The sequence below is a fragment of the Paenibacillus sp. sgz302148 genome (assembly GCF_056120465.1).
This window is the reverse complement of the sequence record NZ_JBVYOJ010000012.1, coordinates 123,405-139,517: the sequence shown is the minus strand read 5'-3', so window position 1 is coordinate 139,517 and position 16,113 is coordinate 123,405. Positions and strand designations below refer to the sequence as shown.

9 protein-coding genes are annotated in these 16,113 nt (G+C 54.0%); 8 read left to right on the top strand and 1 reads right to left on the bottom strand.

Annotation, left to right across the window (positions count from 1 at the left end):
• The first annotated feature begins 81 nt into the window (after positions 1-81).
• The 7 genes from AC0LWM_RS18940 to AC0LWM_RS18910 are packed head-to-tail and all read left to right on the top strand — an operon-like array spanning position 82 to position 11,448.
• Entirely contained in the window at positions 82-3,009 is a 2,928-nt protein-coding gene (locus AC0LWM_RS18940; RefSeq protein ID WP_474676548.1) for an extracellular solute-binding protein, read from the top strand.
• Positions 3,010-3,024: 15 nt separating this feature from the next.
• Positions 3,025-3,999 (top strand): carbohydrate ABC transporter permease, encoded by a 975-nt coding sequence (locus AC0LWM_RS18935; protein WP_474676547.1) that lies wholly within the window; start codon positions 3,025-3,027, stop codon positions 3,997-3,999.
• 5 nt (positions 4,000-4,004) lie between these two features.
• A complete protein-coding gene (locus AC0LWM_RS18930) occupies positions 4,005-4,886 on the top strand; it encodes a carbohydrate ABC transporter permease (RefSeq protein WP_474676546.1) in 882 nt (293 codons plus the stop codon).
• A gap of 22 nt (positions 4,887-4,908) precedes the next feature.
• Positions 4,909-7,002 (top strand): YIP1 family protein, encoded by a 2,094-nt coding sequence (locus AC0LWM_RS18925; protein ID WP_474676545.1) that lies wholly within the window; start codon positions 4,909-4,911, stop codon positions 7,000-7,002.
• 12 nt (positions 7,003-7,014) lie between these two features.
• Positions 7,015-9,591: a DUF5696 domain-containing protein gene (locus tag AC0LWM_RS18920; RefSeq protein WP_474676544.1), complete on the top strand. Its 2,577-nt coding sequence runs from the start codon at positions 7,015-7,017 to the stop codon at positions 9,589-9,591.
• Complete coding sequence (locus AC0LWM_RS18915; RefSeq protein ID WP_474676543.1) at positions 9,588-10,472, top strand: carbohydrate ABC transporter permease; 885 nt, start codon at positions 9,588-9,590, stop codon at positions 10,470-10,472. The genes AC0LWM_RS18920 and AC0LWM_RS18915 overlap by 4 nt, the downstream gene beginning before the upstream one ends.
• Before the next feature lie 13 nt (positions 10,473-10,485).
• A complete protein-coding gene (locus tag AC0LWM_RS18910) occupies positions 10,486-11,448 on the top strand; it encodes a carbohydrate ABC transporter permease (protein WP_474676542.1) in 963 nt (320 codons plus the stop codon).
• A gap of 192 nt (positions 11,449-11,640) precedes the next feature.
• Here the strand turns inward: AC0LWM_RS18910 and AC0LWM_RS18905 are convergent, their stop codons facing one another.
• Positions 11,641-13,389 (bottom strand): leucine-rich repeat domain-containing protein, encoded by a 1,749-nt coding sequence (locus AC0LWM_RS18905; RefSeq protein ID WP_474676541.1) that lies wholly within the window; start codon positions 13,387-13,389, stop codon positions 11,641-11,643.
• 435 nt (positions 13,390-13,824) lie between these two features.
• Between AC0LWM_RS18905 and AC0LWM_RS18900 the strand changes: the two genes are divergently transcribed.
• Positions 13,825-16,050: a helix-turn-helix domain-containing protein gene (locus tag AC0LWM_RS18900; protein ID WP_474676540.1), complete on the top strand. Its 2,226-nt coding sequence runs from the start codon at positions 13,825-13,827 to the stop codon at positions 16,048-16,050.
• The last annotated feature ends 63 nt before the right edge of the window (positions 16,051-16,113 follow it).

Here is a 16,113-nt window from a genome sequence, read left to right as displayed (position 1 = left end):
GTAAAATCAGGTGTATCCCCAATCCGCTGTTGCGGATTGGGGGTACTGCCATTAGTACACGACCCGAGGGGGGGGAACGCTGTGACGTCCAAATCAAAGTTCAAAGTTTCGCTTATTGCCCTGCTGGCGGCCGCCGTCGCAATCCTTCAGCCGTTTGGGACCGCGCATCACTCGGCCAAAGCGGAATCCGAACCGGCGAAGGGAGCCGATTCCGAGCTGCTGCTTGGTTCGACGGTCAAGGACGGTTACGACCAGTATATAGCGCCCTATAAGAAGATAGGACGGCCGGAGCGGGAAATCGTCGTGGAGGGCGAAGCTTATACGAAAGCGGAAGCGATGAGTCCAAGCGTCGTGGATGGCGTCGAAGGCGCGAAAGGCCAAGCCGTGCAAACCGGAGACAGCGGTACGATATCGTGGGAAATCGATGTGCAAGAGGAAGGCTTATATAACGTTGCCGTGAAATATCAAGCGATGAAGGGAAAAGGCTCGGATATCGACCGCGAGTTTATGATCGACGGCAAGCTGCCGTTCTCCGAAGCGAGACATTTGGTATTCCACCGTCTGTGGAACAACGAAGGACCGACGGTTCGCGATGATGATGACAACGACATGTACACCCCGCAAATGGAAGTGGTCGCTTGGCAAGAGACATTCGTCCAGAGCTCCGACGGTCGCCATGTCGATCCGTATTTATTTTATTTCTCAAAGGGAAAACACGTCATTTCTCTCGTTTCCGCCAAGGAACCGATGATGATTGATTATATAAAGCTGACGCAAACGGAGAAAGTTCCGACTTACAAGGAAGTATCGGATCAATATAATGCAAACGGTTATACACCTGCGAAGGACGCTTTTGTCAAAGTCCAGGGCGAGGCTTCGGGACTGAAATCGAGCCGGATCATCTACCCGATGATGGACCGCAGCAGCCCGGCCACGGAGCCTTACGACGTGTCGAAAATCCGGTTGAACGTGATCGGCGACGTCAACTGGTCCGAAGCGGGCCAATGGGTGACCTGGACGATCGACGCGCCGGAGGATGGATTGTACAAAATCGGCGTGAAGTTCAGCCAGAGCATTCAACGCGGCATGACCTCCTACCGGAAACTGACCATCGACGGCAAGGAGCCGTTCGCGGAAATGAATACGATCGCCTTCCCGTTCGGAACCGACTGGCAAATGAACGTGCTGGGCGACGGCAAAGATCCGTTTTTGTTCTACCTGACCAAAGGGAAACACGAGCTGCGCATGGAAGTGACGCTCGGCGACATGGCGCTGTTCTTGCGGACGATCGAGTCCAGCGTGCTTGATCTGAATACGATCTACCGAAAAATCGTTATGGTGACGGGGACCGTTCCAGATGATTTTCGCGACTATCAGTTGGAGTTGAAAATCCCTGAGCTGCTTGACGTGCTCAGGAAAGAGTCGGACGTGCTGGACTCGGTCGTTCAGAAGATCGAAAAAATGTCCGGCGGCGCGAGCGACCGCACGGCTACATTGACGCGACTTATTTATCAAATGCGCGAAATGGCGGACAATCCGGAGACGATCGCGCAACGTCTGAATACGTTCAAATCGAATATCGGCTCGCTCGGCGATTGGATTTATTCGATCAACTTCATGCCGCTGTCGATCGATTACATCGTTGTCGCTTCGCCCGATGCCGAAATGCCGAGCCCTACCGCTACGTTCTGGGAGAAGCTCAAGATGCAGGTCGGGTCGTTCATCCTGTCGTTCTTTAACGACTATAACGCGCTCGGCTCCTCCAAGGGCAGCGACAAAAAAATCGATGTGTGGATTACGATGGGCTTGGAGCAGGCGAAAATCATCAAGCGGATGGTCGAGGAATCGTACAGCTCGAAGACGGGAGTCGGCGTCAACATCAAGGTCGTGACCGAGTCCGTCCTGCTGCAAGCGATGTTGGCCGGACGCGGACCGGACGTCGCCTTCTCGGTGCCGAACGACAAGCCGCTCAACTATGCGCTTCGCAACGCGATCGAGGATCTGTCGAAATTCCCGGGCTTCGACGAAGCGAAAAAACAGTTCCACGAAAGTGCGTTTGTGCCGTACGAATTCAACGGCGGCGTATACGCGATGCCGCAGGATCAATATTTCCCGGTGCTGTTCTACCGGAAAGATATTTTGGACGAGTTGAATTTGAAGGTACCGCAAACTTGGGATGAAGTGTATGCGATGATTCCGGAACTGCAGAAGCAAAACCTAAAATTCGGCTTCCCGGAGCAAGTGCTCGTGAAGCTCGGCTCGAACGTGCAGGAAAGCTCGAGCTTGCCGATCAACTTCCTCTATGGAACGCTGCTTTACCAGGATAACGGCCAAATCTACCGCGACGGCGGCAAAGCGAGCGCGCTGGATACCGAAGCCTCGATCAAAGCGTTTATGCAGTGGACGGATTTGTACACGACCTACAAGCTGCCGCTTTCGACCGACTTCGTCAACCGCTTCCGCAGCGGCGAGGTGCCGATCGGCATCGCCGATTATACGAAATTTAACGTCATCAGCGTTGTCGCTCCCGAGCTGAAGGGGTTATGGAACTTCACGCTGACGCCGGGCACCGAAACGCCGGACGGCGGCATCCGCCGGGACGTGCCTGCTTACGGCAACGGCGTGGTTATGCTGAAGAGCTCCAAGCATAAGCAAGATGCGTGGGAGTTTATTAAGTGGTGGACCAGTGCCGATGCCCAGGCCAAATACGGGGTCGAGAACGAAGCGATCTTCGGGCCGGGCGGACGTTATGCGACGGCGAACCTTGACGCGGTCGCGCAAATCCCGTGGCAGAGCAAGGATTACAAAGTATTGATGGACCAATGGAAATGGGCCAAAGGCATTCCGGAAGTGCCGGGCGGTTACTTCACCGGACGCCACCTCGATAACGCATTCCGCAGCGTCGTCATCTCGAACGAGGACCCGCGCGAATCGATCGATAAATATACCCGTTTCGTCAATGACGAGATCAAGAAAAAACGCAAAGAGTTTGGGTTACCAACCGAGTAAGGAGGGGCGTGTACAATGACTGAACCTGTTCCAGTAAGCTTGCCGGGGCACAATCGGGCGGAGGAGCCGCCCGTCCGTGCCAAACAGCCAGGCAAATATGCTTACCTGACTGCGGAAATGAAAAAATATAAGCAAGGTTACGTTTTATTGGCACCATATTTTGTCCTTTTTTTCCTTTTTACAGCATTGCCGGTCATTATGGCGTTTGGTTTAAGCTTTACGAACTTCAACGTGCTGGAGCCGCCCAAATGGGTAGGCTTCGACAACTACGCCACCTTGTTCATTAAAGACGAAGTATTCCTGAAGGCGCTGAAAAATACGCTGCTGTTCGCCTTGATCACAGGACCGCTCAGCTATATCGCTTGCTTCTTCTTGGCCTGGCTCATCAACGAGCTGTCGCCGCGAATTCGTTCGGTTGTGACGCTGCTATTCTACGCGCCGTCGATTTCCGGCAACGTATACCTGATTTGGCAGGTCGCCTTCTCGGGCGACTCCTTCGGTTACGTCAACGCGTTCCTGATGAAATGGGGCTTCATCATGGAGCCGATTCAATGGATGCAAGACCCGAAATATATGCTGCCGATCATCATGGTGGTCCAGCTGTGGCTGTCGCTTGGCACGGCGTTCCTTGCTTTTATCGCGGGTTTGCAGAGCATGGACAAAACGCTGATCGAAGCGGGTGCGATCGACGGGATTCGCAACCGCTGGCAGGAGCTGTGGTTCATTACGCTGCCGACGATGCGCCCTCAGCTTATGTTCGGCGCGGTCATGCAGATCGCCAGCTCGTTCGCCGTAGCGGAGGTCGCGACCAGCATGGCCGGCTTCCCGAGCCCGCAATACGCCGCGCATACGATCGTGACTCACTTGAACGACTACGGCACGATCCGGTTCGAAATGGGGTATGCGAGCGCCATCGCGACCGTGCTATTCGCGATTATGCTGGGCTCCAACATGCTCATTCAGAAGCTGCTGCGGAAGGTTGGTGAATAAACGAAGTGAAGCTTAGTATCCGTTTACGCAGAGAGAAGAAGATCAACCGTTCGGCGCCTGTCGACTTCGCTTTGTTTATTTTCCTGGCCGCCGCCGGCGCGTTTATGGCCGTCCCGTTCGTGTTCATGATCAGCACGGCGCTTAAGCCGCTTGACGAGATGTTCCTGTTTCCGCCGACGTTTATCGTGCGGAACCCGACGCTGGATAACTTTTACGACTTGTTTCTGATTTTCTCCAATCAATGGGTGCCGTTGTCGCGCTACATCTTCAATACGTTTTTCGTCGCGCTGCTCGGTACGGCCGGCCACGTCATCCTTGCTTCGATGGCGGCGTACCCGCTCGCGAAGCTGGAAATTCCGGGCCGCAAAATTTTGTTTTCGCTCGTTATTTTTTCGCTTATGTTCGCATCGCAAGTAACGTCGATCCCGAACTACCTGACGATTACGTGGCTCGGCATGCTGGACACGTATTGGGCGCTTATTTTCCCGGCGGTGGCGACGTCGCTCGGATTGTTCCTCATGAAACAGTTCATGGAGCAAATCCCGGACGCCATGATCGAAGCGGCCAAAATCGACGGCGCCAGCGAATACCGGATTTTCTGGAAAATTGTAATGCCGATCGTCAGACCCGCATGGCTGACGCTTATCATTTTTTCGTTCAAGGGATTGTGGGGAACCGGCTCCGGCAGCCAAGGCGCCGCGTTTATTTACAGCGAGCAGCTGAAGACGATGGACTACGCCTTCAGCCAAATTTTGTCCGGCGGTTTCGTTCGCTCCGGTCCGATGGCCGCGGCGGCGCTCATCATGATGACCGTCCCCGTTGCCGTATTCATCTTTACGCAAAGCAACGTCATTCAAACAATGTCGACATCGGGCATGAAAGACTAATCGATAGAGGGGGGAGCGCATTTTGGCTTTCTACAGAAGATTTATCGCCATCTTGCTTGCGGCGCTTTTTACCGTCGGTGCGGCTGCTCCGGTGTCGGCGGCATTGCCGGATTACGGATACAATTATTCCTACTGGGGAGAGGCCGAGCCTGCGCCGTATCCTTATCTCGTAGAGCAGGAAGTATTCGGCAAAGGACTTGGCATCGGCGACTTCAACGATCCGCAGGACGTTTTTGTCTCTGCCGGCAATCAAATCGTCATTGCCGATACCGGCAACAACCGGATCGTCGTCCTGGACGCCAAGGGCCAACTGGTCCGGGTTATCGATTCGTTCGACAACGCCGGCAAGCAGGATACGTTCAATAAGCCGTACGGTGTGTTCGTAGACAAGGATGATTTCATCTATATCGCGGATAAGCAAAACAGCCGGGTCGTCAAACTGACGAGCGACGGCAGGCTGGAGAAAATTTTCGGGCCTCCGGTATCGAGCATCATTCCGAAGGACTTTCAATATTTCCCGCAGAAGGTGACCGTAGACAAGACGAACCGGGTGTACGTCGTCGCCCAAGGCGCTTACGAAGGGATTATGGAGTTCGACGCGCTCGGCAATTTCAAAGGTTACGTCGGCACGAACAAAGTGCGCTTCAACGCAGCGGATCTGCTCTGGAAGCGGCTGTCGACGAAGGAACAGAACAAGCAGATGCAATTGTTCCTGCCGGTTGAATTCGGCAACCTCGATTTGGACGAACGCGGATTTATTTACGCCGTTTCGTCCGAGGTCGGGTCCATGACGCCGATCAAGAAGATCAATCCAGGCGGCGAGGACGTGCTTCGCCGCGAAGGCTACTTCTATCCGATCGGCGATATTGCGGTCGTCAGCTTGGACGCCGCAACGGCGAACGCTCAGGTCGAAAACGCCGGCGCATCAACGTTCATCGACGTCATCTACGAACGCGACGGCCTGTATTCGGGTCTCGATTCACGCCGGAACCGGATTTTTACCTATGACCGGGACGGCAACCTGCTCTATCAATTCGGCGGTGTCGGCATGACGTCGAACAATTTCCAGAAGCCAACGGCCATGGATATGCTCGGCGACAAATTCGTCGTCATGGACGGCGGCATGAACCGGCTCATGATCTTCGCGCCGACGCGCTACGGGTCGCTCATCCGCGATGCGGTCACCTCCCAGTTCAACGGGAAGGTCGACGCGGCGTCCGAGGCCTGGAACGAAATCCTAAAGCTGAACGCCAACTACGACATCGCCTACATCGGGATGGGCAAGGCGCTCATGAAGAAGGACGAAAGCGGCCTGGCGATGGATTATTTCAAAAACGGCAACAACCGCAAATATTATTCGGAGGCGTTCAAGCGGTACCGCTCGGAATACTTGTGGAACCATTTCGCGACGATCGTGTTCGTCATCGTTGGTCTTGTCGCGGTGTATATCGGCGTTCGAATCTATTGGAGACGCCGCCGCCCGGCCCTGCACTTCGTCGAGACCGGCGTGCTGCAGACGCCGTTTCGCACGATGATTCGCCCGTTCAGCGGCTTCTGGGAAATGAAATACGAGGGCAAAGGACGCATCTGGATCGCGCTGTCGATCATTCTGCTGCTCGTCGTCACGATGATTCTGAAGCGCCAATATTCCGGATTCGTCGTCAACTTCAACAAGCTGGACGAACTGAACAGCGTCGACGAGCTGAAATTTATCGTACTGCCGTTTTTCCTGTTCTGTATCGCGAACTGGTCGCTCACGACGCTGATGGACGGCGAAGGCAAGTTCAAGGATATCGTCATGGCGATGGGTTACGCGCTGCTGCCGCTTGTCGTCGTGTTTATTCCGCAAATTTTGTTCAGCAATCTGATTACTTCGGATGAAGCGGCATTTTATTATTTGCTCGAATCGATTGCGTACTTGTGGTTCGCATGGCTGATGTTTATCGGAACGATGACCGTTCACCAATACACGATCGGCAAAACGGTTGTGACGTTAGCGCTGACGGCCGTCGTTATGGCGTTCATCGTGTTCCTGGGGCTGCTCTGCTTCAGCTTGGTGCAGCAGATGGCCACCTTTATTGAGTCGATGTATCGCGAAATCATAGTTCGGATGTAGGGAGGGATACGCTTGAATCGCAAAACGAAATGGATGTTGTCCGTTATCGTTTGCGCGGGTTTGCTCGCCGGCGTCAGCTTGCAGCAGTGGACTGCGGCGACGGGAGACAACAACGCGGACGGTACGGCAAACGCGGCGAATGCAGCGGGCGGCACGGCGGACGGCGGTACGAGCCAAACTGCCGAAACGTCCGTTCCGTTAGACGGTACAGCCGGCACGGAGCTCGTAGCGGAGACCGGTTCGCTGCAGCTGTTCATCGATAAGAAAACGACGGAAATTTCCGTAAAGGATAAGCGTTCCGGCCATACGTGGTATTCCAACCCGGTGGACCGGGACCAGGATACAAAAGCGGAAGGCATCAACCGCGACAACCTGTCCTCTCAAATCGGCATCGTATACAACGATCAGAAAGGCCAGACGTCGTATACGAACAATTTCGTGGAATCGATTAAACGGAATCAATTCCAGATTTTCAAGACGGACAAAGGCGTTAAGGTCGTATACCAGCTCGGCAACTTCCAGAAAGGCATCGCGCTCATTCCGATGCTGATCAGCAAGCAGCGGATGGAAGAGAAAATATTAAGCAAGCTTCCGGACGACGCGACGCGCTTCGAAATCGAAAAACGGTTTTTCTTCGACGAGGCGAAGCAAATTTACAAGCGCAAGGAAATGCCGGAATACGTCATCAAGGATGTCGTCGCTCTGCTGGAGCAGACGGGGTATACGGCGGAGGACGCCGCGCAGGACAATGCGGCCAACAGCGCGGGCGAGGAAAAATCGGCGGCTGCGCCGAAATTTACGATCCCGCTGGAGTATACGCTGGAGGACGATGCGCTGGTTGTTCGAATCCCGACCAGCGAAGTGCAGGATTCGCCGGAATTTCCGCTGGAATCGATCCGTCCGCTTGAGCTGTTCGGCGCGGCTGGCACCGGCGAGGACGACGGCTATATGTTCGTGCCGGACGGCTCCGGCGCGCTCATCCGCCTGAACAACGGCAAGATCAGCGCCGTTTCGTACGACGTGCCGCTTTATGGCAAGGACAAAACGCTGCGCGACAGAGAAAAAACGAAGCAATTCATGCAGCAGTCGCGCTTGCCCGTATTCGGCATGAAGCAAGGCGACCAGGCGTTCATCGGCATTATCGAACGCGGGGATGCGGCGGCTTCGATCAAAGCGGACATCAGCGGCAGCGTCAGCTCGTACAATTTCATTCGGACTAGTTTCCTGATGAAGCCGATGGAGGAGTTCAGATACCGGGCGGGCAGCGTGACCAAAACAAGTCCGATGTTCGCGCCGATGCTCAAAAGCGACATTCAGCTGCGCTACGCCTTCTTGTCCGGCAAGGACGCGAGTTATGTCGGCATGGCGCAATATTACCAGAAATATCTCGAGGCAAAAGGAACGCTGAAGAAGCTTGCGCCGTCGGATAATACGCCGTTCGTGCTGAACTTGATCGGCTCCATTCCGGTGCGCGAAACGTTCCTTGGCGTGCCTTACCGCTCGACGGAATCGCTCACTTCGTTCGGGCAGGCGGAGCAGCTGCTCAAGATGCTGAAGAAGAAGGGCATCGACAATATTCAACTGCGTTATTCCGGCTGGTTTAACGGAGGAATGAACCACGAGTACCCGGACGATATTAGCGTGGACGGCGTGCTGGGCGGAAACGGCGGCTTCGAGCGGCTGATCCAATACGCCAAGGACAACCGCATCGGCTTGTTCCCGGACGTCGCGTTCAATCGTGTCTATGTGAGCGGCCACGGGTTCCGACCTTCGCGAGACGGCACGGACTTCCTGTACCGCGAGGAAATCAAGGAATACGCGACCGATCTGGTGTCCACGAACCGCAGCGATTTTGAGTATTACGTCATGTCCCCGATCAAGATGCCTGATCTAGTTGACGACTTTATCGACGAATACAAGCCCTGGAACGTCGGCGGCGTGTCGCTGCGCGACATGGGCGAGGACGTGAACTCAGTCGTGAAATCCAGCGGCAGCATGGACCGTGAGCAAAGCAAAACGCAATTGGCCGAGCTGACCAAAAGGCTGGCCGAAAACGCCGGCCAAACGATGATCAGCGGCGGCAACGCGTATACGCTGCCGTACACGCAAATGATCGTCGACGCGCCGCTCGAGAGCAGCAAGGCGAACTTGACGGACGAAGCCGTTCCGTTCTACGAAATCGTGCTGCACGGCTACGCCGACGTCGCGGGGACGCCGATCAACCTGAGCCGCGACCAGGATTTCAAAACCCGGCTTCTGAAAAATCTGGAAACCGGCACGAACACGTATTACGAATGGTTCTACGGAGCGCCGGAATCGGTTAGAAATACCGATTTCGATTATATGTATTCGGCGCATTACGCAAACTGGTTCGACGAATCGGTGAAATTCTACCAGGAGGCCGATCGCGTATTGAAGGATGTGCGGGAGGCGACCATTGCCGGGCATGAGAAGCTGGCGGCAGGCGTTTACCGGACGACATTCAGCAACGGCAAAACGATCACCGTCAACTATAACCGCGAGGCGGTTGACGTCCTAGGCACACGTCTGGAAGCGCAAAGCTACGCGGTGGGTGGTGCGACACAATGAGAAAAGGTTTAACGCTTGAGCAAAGAAAATCGGTGTTTGGCATGTTGTTCGTCAGCCCGTGGTTGTTCGGATTTATTATCCTGTTCGCCATTCCTTTGTACGATTCGCTCGTATATAGCCTGAACGAGCTGAAGGTGGCGCTCGGCGGTTTCGATACGCAATTTGCGGGCTTCAAGTTTTTCGAGGAAGTATTCTACAAGCATCCGACGTTCAACCGTCTGCTCGTGGAATCCGTCACGGATGTCGTCATCAATGTGCCTTCGATCATTATTTTCAGCTTGTTCGCGGCAACGCTGCTGAATCAGAAGTTCCGCGGCCGGATGCTCGCCCGGTCGATTTTCTTCCTGCCGGTATTGCTTGCGACGAACCTGCTGTCGATCGAGCAAAGCGCCGATTTGGCGACGGTGGCTCAGACGGTGACCGGAAGCGACACCGAAGGCCTGAAGAGCGCGGAGCTCCAGCAATTGCTGCTGGAGTCCGGCTTCGGCAGCGGGCTGACCTCGTATATTACGGGGTCCGTCGATCGAATTTACGAGATTATTAGCCACTCCGGCGTGCAAATTTTGATTTTCCTTGCGGGATTGCAATCGGTATCCCCGTCGCTTTACGAGGCAGCCAAAATCGAAGGCGCCACGGCTTACGAATCGTTCTGGAAAATCACGTTTCCGATGGTGAGCCCGCTTATTCTGACCAACGTCGTTTACACGGTCATCGATTCGTACAACTACAATAAGCTGAGCGTGCTGATTAACGAAACGGCGTTCAAAGCGCTCAATTTCAGCTTAAGCGCTGCAATGTCGTGGGTTTATTTTGCGGTGACGGCGATCATTCTTATTGCTCTCGTATGGGGCGTATCTCGTAAAGTATTCTATTACGATTAAAGGGGGGATCCGCATGAAACAGGCCGTGTTGAAAACAAATGGGACATTGCTGCGGATCGTTCGAAACGGTCAGCCGCTCAATATAGCGAAACATTGGCTTTGGGTGATCGTCAGAGCGGTATTGGTTTCCGGATTATGCTTTGTCATCCTGTACCCGATTTTCTTCAAGCTGTCGATGGCGTTCAAGCTGCGATCGGATATGATGGATCCGTCGGTGTTATGGATTCCAAAGCATTTTACGCTTGACAATATTAAGTTCGCTGCGGAGACGCTGAACTATGCCGAAACGTTCTTCAACTCGCTGTTCATCTCCGTCGTGACGACATTGCTGCAGGTCGCCTCCTGCGCTCTTGCCGCTTTCGGGTTCGCGAGGCTCAAGTTCAAGGGAAGCGGTTTTTTGTTCGGGCTGGTCGTCTTCACGATTATCGTGCCGTCGCAAACGCTCATGATCCCGACGTATTTGAACTACCGCTTCTTCGACTTGTTTGGGCTGATCGGCTTGTTTAACGGCGGGGAAGGGCTTAATTTGCTCGACAGCTATTGGCCGTTCATTCTGCAGGCAGCGACCGGCATGGGCATCAAAAGCGGTTTGTTCATCTTTATCTTCCGCCAGTTTTTCCGCGGCATCCCGAAGGAACTGGAGGAATCGGCCTACATGGACGGCTGCGGCGTATTCATGACGTTCTGGCGCATCATGCTGCCGAACGCCGTGCCGGCGATCATTACGGTACTACTGTTCTCGTTCGTCTGGATGTGGAACGACAGCTATTTCGTCTCCTTGCTGCTGACCCGCATCAAAGTGCTGTCGACGATGCTGCCGACGATGTGGACGGCAACGCAGTTCGAGGACCCGCTTTTCGCGTATATGATCAAAAACACGGGCGAGCTGTTGTTTATCGCGCCGGTGCTGATCCTGTACATGTTCGTGCAGCGTTATTTCGTCGAAAGCGTCGAGCGTACGGGGATCGTCGGGTAATTCATACGGGAATGCTCGGGTCGCAGGGCCCGTCCCATGCCATGCCAACAACAAAGAGCGTCTTGCCGGAAGCGGCAGGACGCTCTTTTGCTGATATGCCAAGCTGGCCGTTCATCTCATACACCGCCATGGGTGAGATGGACTAGGGGCGAAGCGGAAGTTGGGTTGTGGGCCGAGGAACGCAACGCAACCCTATTTGTCCGGCCGCGGCTGCGGGGTTTGATGCTCGGCGACGCTTAGCACGTTGCGGATAAAGCGCACTGCCTCGGCCCTTGTCAAGTTGTCGCCGCCGTGGTAACCGGCTACGGTCGCCGCCGTTTTGCCTTTCGACAGCTTATGATCGAGCAGGTACTGAATCGCCTTGTCGCCGCTCGCATTGACGCCTTGCGTGGCCGCGATCAGCTCGGCGACGGCCTGCCGCGTAATCGGCTTGTCGCTGTTTTTCTCCTCGAGCGGATAGTTGTTGGCCGCCGCGTACGCGTAATATTTTTGCGTCCAAGGTTTGCTGACGGGTTGTTCCGTGACGCCGTTCATCGCCACGAGCAGCATTTTCAGAAACTGGCCTTCGGTTGTTTTCGCCTCGGGGCTGAAGATGCCGGGAGACGTGCCGCTCACCATATTGAGCTCGTAAGCCCATTCGATGTCCTTCTGCGCCCAATGGCCGTCGATGTCGACAAAAGGCATTTTTTTCGGCGTGCCGGTTGTCCCGGCACCGGGGGTTCCCGGATTAGGCGTCCCTGTACTCGGCGTGCCTGGGTTCGGCGTACCCGGGTTACCCGTAACCGGATTGTCACCAGTCCCAGCCGGTTTGACCGGGTGTTGGTTGAGGAAGCTGATATCCTTGCCCGTTTTTTCAAGACTCATCTGAACCAGCTTGTTGTGATCCAGAGTCAGGTCGATGGCGTTGTCGTTCAGATGGACAACCTGCAGCGGCATTCCATTTAGCGCTTCAATCGATTCGATATGATTCGAGCCCGCAATCAGGGTGGAAAGCTTGTTTAACGCTGTAAGCGGCTTCAATTCCGATATATTGTTTTGCGACGCTTTCAGCTCTTCGAGGTCGTATAATGCAGCCAATGGAGCCAGGTCGGAGACGCGATTGTTCGAGAACGACAAACGCTTCAGCTTGGACATGCCCCCTAATGCGGTTAAATCGCCGATTTGATTGTTGTCCAAATCGAGCGTTTGCATATTCCGCAGTTTATCCAAGGGAGAGATGTCCGAAATGTTATTTTTGGACAACCAAAGACTGTTCAACTGCGTCATTTTATGCAGCGGCGACAAATCGGAAATCTGATTTTTCCCTAGGTCCAACCATTCTAATAGGGTTAGTGAAGCGATCGGCGAAATGTCCGTAATCCGGTTGTCGGCCGCTCCCAATTCGATGAGGCCGGCAAACTTGCTGATCGGCGTCAGGTCTGTGACTTCATTATCAACGATTCTTAACGTTTTCAGTTGAGTCAGGCCGGACAGCGGGTTTAGGTCGGAAATGCTGTTATGATCGAGAAATAGTTTTTTTAAAGTGGTGAGCTTGCCGATCGGTGTAATGTCGGTGATTTGGTGGTTGATCAGGTAAAGGTTATCGTAGTTGCAGCCGGAGAACAGCTCGATGCCGTCGACGCTTTGGATGACGGGGTCTCCCTCTTGCTTGTCGAACGACATATAACGCAATGTCGGCTTCGCGGCTTCCGCCTTGCAGTAGCTGTCGAAGTCGGATTTGTACAACAACTGATCCGGGGCTTTGCCGAGAAGCTTGTGAACGTATGCGGAAAAGCCGGGATCTTTGATCGTAACGGATAAATTCAGCAAATCCGGATCGATTTTGATGATTGGCAGCTTCGGATCGATTTGAATGGGCAATGCGTTAGCCGCGGCTGGCGAAACCGCTCCGAACATCAAGAATATGGCCGCAATCCATGCAAAGCAGCGTATTCTTTTCATGAAAATCTCCCCTGTGTAAATGTTTACCGACCTGCAATCCTTACATTCAAAGATTCCATTGGAAACAAAGCGCCCCCCAAAATTATATGTAAGCGGATGGACGAAGAGAACGGCGGGATTCTTGTTCATTGTGACAAAGCGCGCTGCTAGACTGTCCATGCTCCGGTCTTTTTCTCTTTAGGCATCCCTTAGCGACGATGCGAAATTTGGTAATGCCGCGAAAAAAGGAGGTTGACGTTAGGAAATCGCGGCCGTTCGAGCTTGCTGCGAATCCGGAGAGAGTGGGCTTGAAATCGCATCGAATGCGTACAAATTTGGCAATCGCAAATGGATTGACACGACCTTCGAACCGTTTGTACACTACAATTACGGGGATAGGCGCGAGCCTGTCCCCGTTTTCAACCTTAATAAATTGTAGCGGGAGCGGGGCGCGCGATGAACAAAAGATGGTTTCACCGGATGCTGCTTTCTTATGTGCCGGTATTTTTTATCGTCATCACATTTCTGTTCGTGATCTTCTTCCAAACGATCAACCAGCTGACGCAAAGCGAGGCGATCAAAGCGAACGAGTCGCTCGCCCGGCAAGCGATTCAATCGATCGATTCGAACTTGAAATCGATCGATCATAAAATCATGCGCGAAACGATGGTCAACAAGAACATTACGCAGTTTTTCGCCCAGCAGGATTCCAGCAACGTCATCGTCAACATGCAGGCGGTGAAATCGATGCAGGATTTGATCATTACGTTCCCTTTGATCGATACGATCTATTTGGTGCGCTATTCGGACAATTTCGTGCTCAGCAACAACACTTCGTCACAGTTGGAAGCGTATTCAGAAGCGCCGTTTATCAAGCAGTTTATGAAAAAAGTACCTTCCAAGCAATGGACCGACCTGCGTACGTTCCAAGAGTTCAATCTGGAGTTCAAGCCGAGCAAGCAGGTCGTGACGCTTGTGCGCGGCATTCCTTTTTATTCAAGCGGCCAAGGCCTGATCGTCGTTAACGTCAACTTAAGCTCGCTACAGCGGCTTGTCGGCGACATGTACAGCCCCGAAATTACGTTCGTCCGGCTGCTTGACCACCAGAATCGAAATTTGCTCGCGCCGGGAGCCGTCGATAACGCCAAGCTGAACGTGCTGTCGGAATATACGTCGGGCTACACCGGCTGGAAAATCGAGAGCGGACTCGTTCACGGCGGGTACCTGCGTTTCGTGACTTCTTTATATAATGTATGGATCATTATCGGTTTCGTCGTTGCGCTGATGGGCATCGGCTGGATGATCTTCGTCACGCGCAAAAATTACCGGCCGATCGAGTCCATCGTATCGCGCATCCAGAGCTATTCGCAGCAGCGGGCCAGCGCGCTGGTCGGCGGCGGGCATCCGGACGAGTTCAAGTTTATCGAATCCGCGCTCGAGAACATGATCGAGCAGACGAACCGGTTCCAGCAGCAGCATGAGGAAGATTTGGTGCTGCGCAAAAAGTATTTGTTCGAGGAGCTGCTGGAAGGAACGCGGCAAATCGATGCGAGCGAATGGAAGGCGGAAATGCGCGCGCTCCAAATGCCGGAAACGTTCGAGCGGGCTGTCGTATTCGTGCTCGAAATCGACAAGTACGCCGACTTCTGCGTGAAATACAACTACCGCGACCAATATTTGCTGAAGTTCGTCCTGACGAGCGTTATTCAGGAAATGGCGGGCAAACCTCAGCTGGCCGTGTGGACGGAATGGACCGCGAATCAGCGGCTTGCCGGCATTGTGCAAATGAGCGGCGACAGCTCGGAAGATCGCAAGAAGCTCGTTCAGCTGTTCGAGGCGTGCCGCGAATGGATTAGCGCCAACCTGCAGTTCACGGCGACGATCGGCGTCGGCTTGCCGGCGGAGCGGGTCGCGCGCCTGCACGAATCTTATAACGAGGCGCTGGAGGCGCTGAAATATAAAGCGGCCGTCGGGCTTAACCGCGTCATCTGGCACGAGGAAACGATCCGCTCGCAAACGGAAGTTTACCCGCACTTGAAGCTGATTCACGCGTTGGTCGAGGCGTATCGGCTGGCAGAGGAGGAATGGCAGCATCATTACGACGCGTTGTTCCGCCAAATTCGGACGAATGTCCTGCCGAAGGAGGATATTCTCAGCCTGCTCAGCTTCCTCGGTTATCATCTCGACCGGGAAATGATGGCGCTGCCGAAGGAATTCCAGGATATATGGCGGCAAGAAGCAAAGCAGCAGTTGAGCGACGCCTTTGAATCGTTCGATACGCTGGAGGAGATCGAGTCCAAGCTGCTGAGGCTCTTAACCGAACTGCAGATCCGCATGCAATCGCAGCGCGAATCCAAAAACCATCATTCGCTGATGAAGGAAATGCGCAAATATATCGAGCATCATTACACGAATCCGAATATGTCTCTTGAGCATCTTAGCGATATTTTCGAGGTCAACGGCAAATATTTAAGCAAGCTGTTCAAGGAAGAATTCGGCGAGAAGTTCGTTGACTTCCTTATCGCGCTGCGCATCGGCCATGCGAAGCGGCTCCTGATCGAATCGAAGAAGTCCGTGCAGGAAATCGGCGAAGCCGTCGGTTATACGAGCTCCAACTCATTCAACCGGGTGTTCAAAAGCGTTGTTGGCATGTCTCCCGGCGAATACCGCAAAGATTATTGAATTTCGCATTTTCGGCGAAAATCGGTTGCCGTTCGGCCGCCGCCTTCCCGCACATCCCGTTTG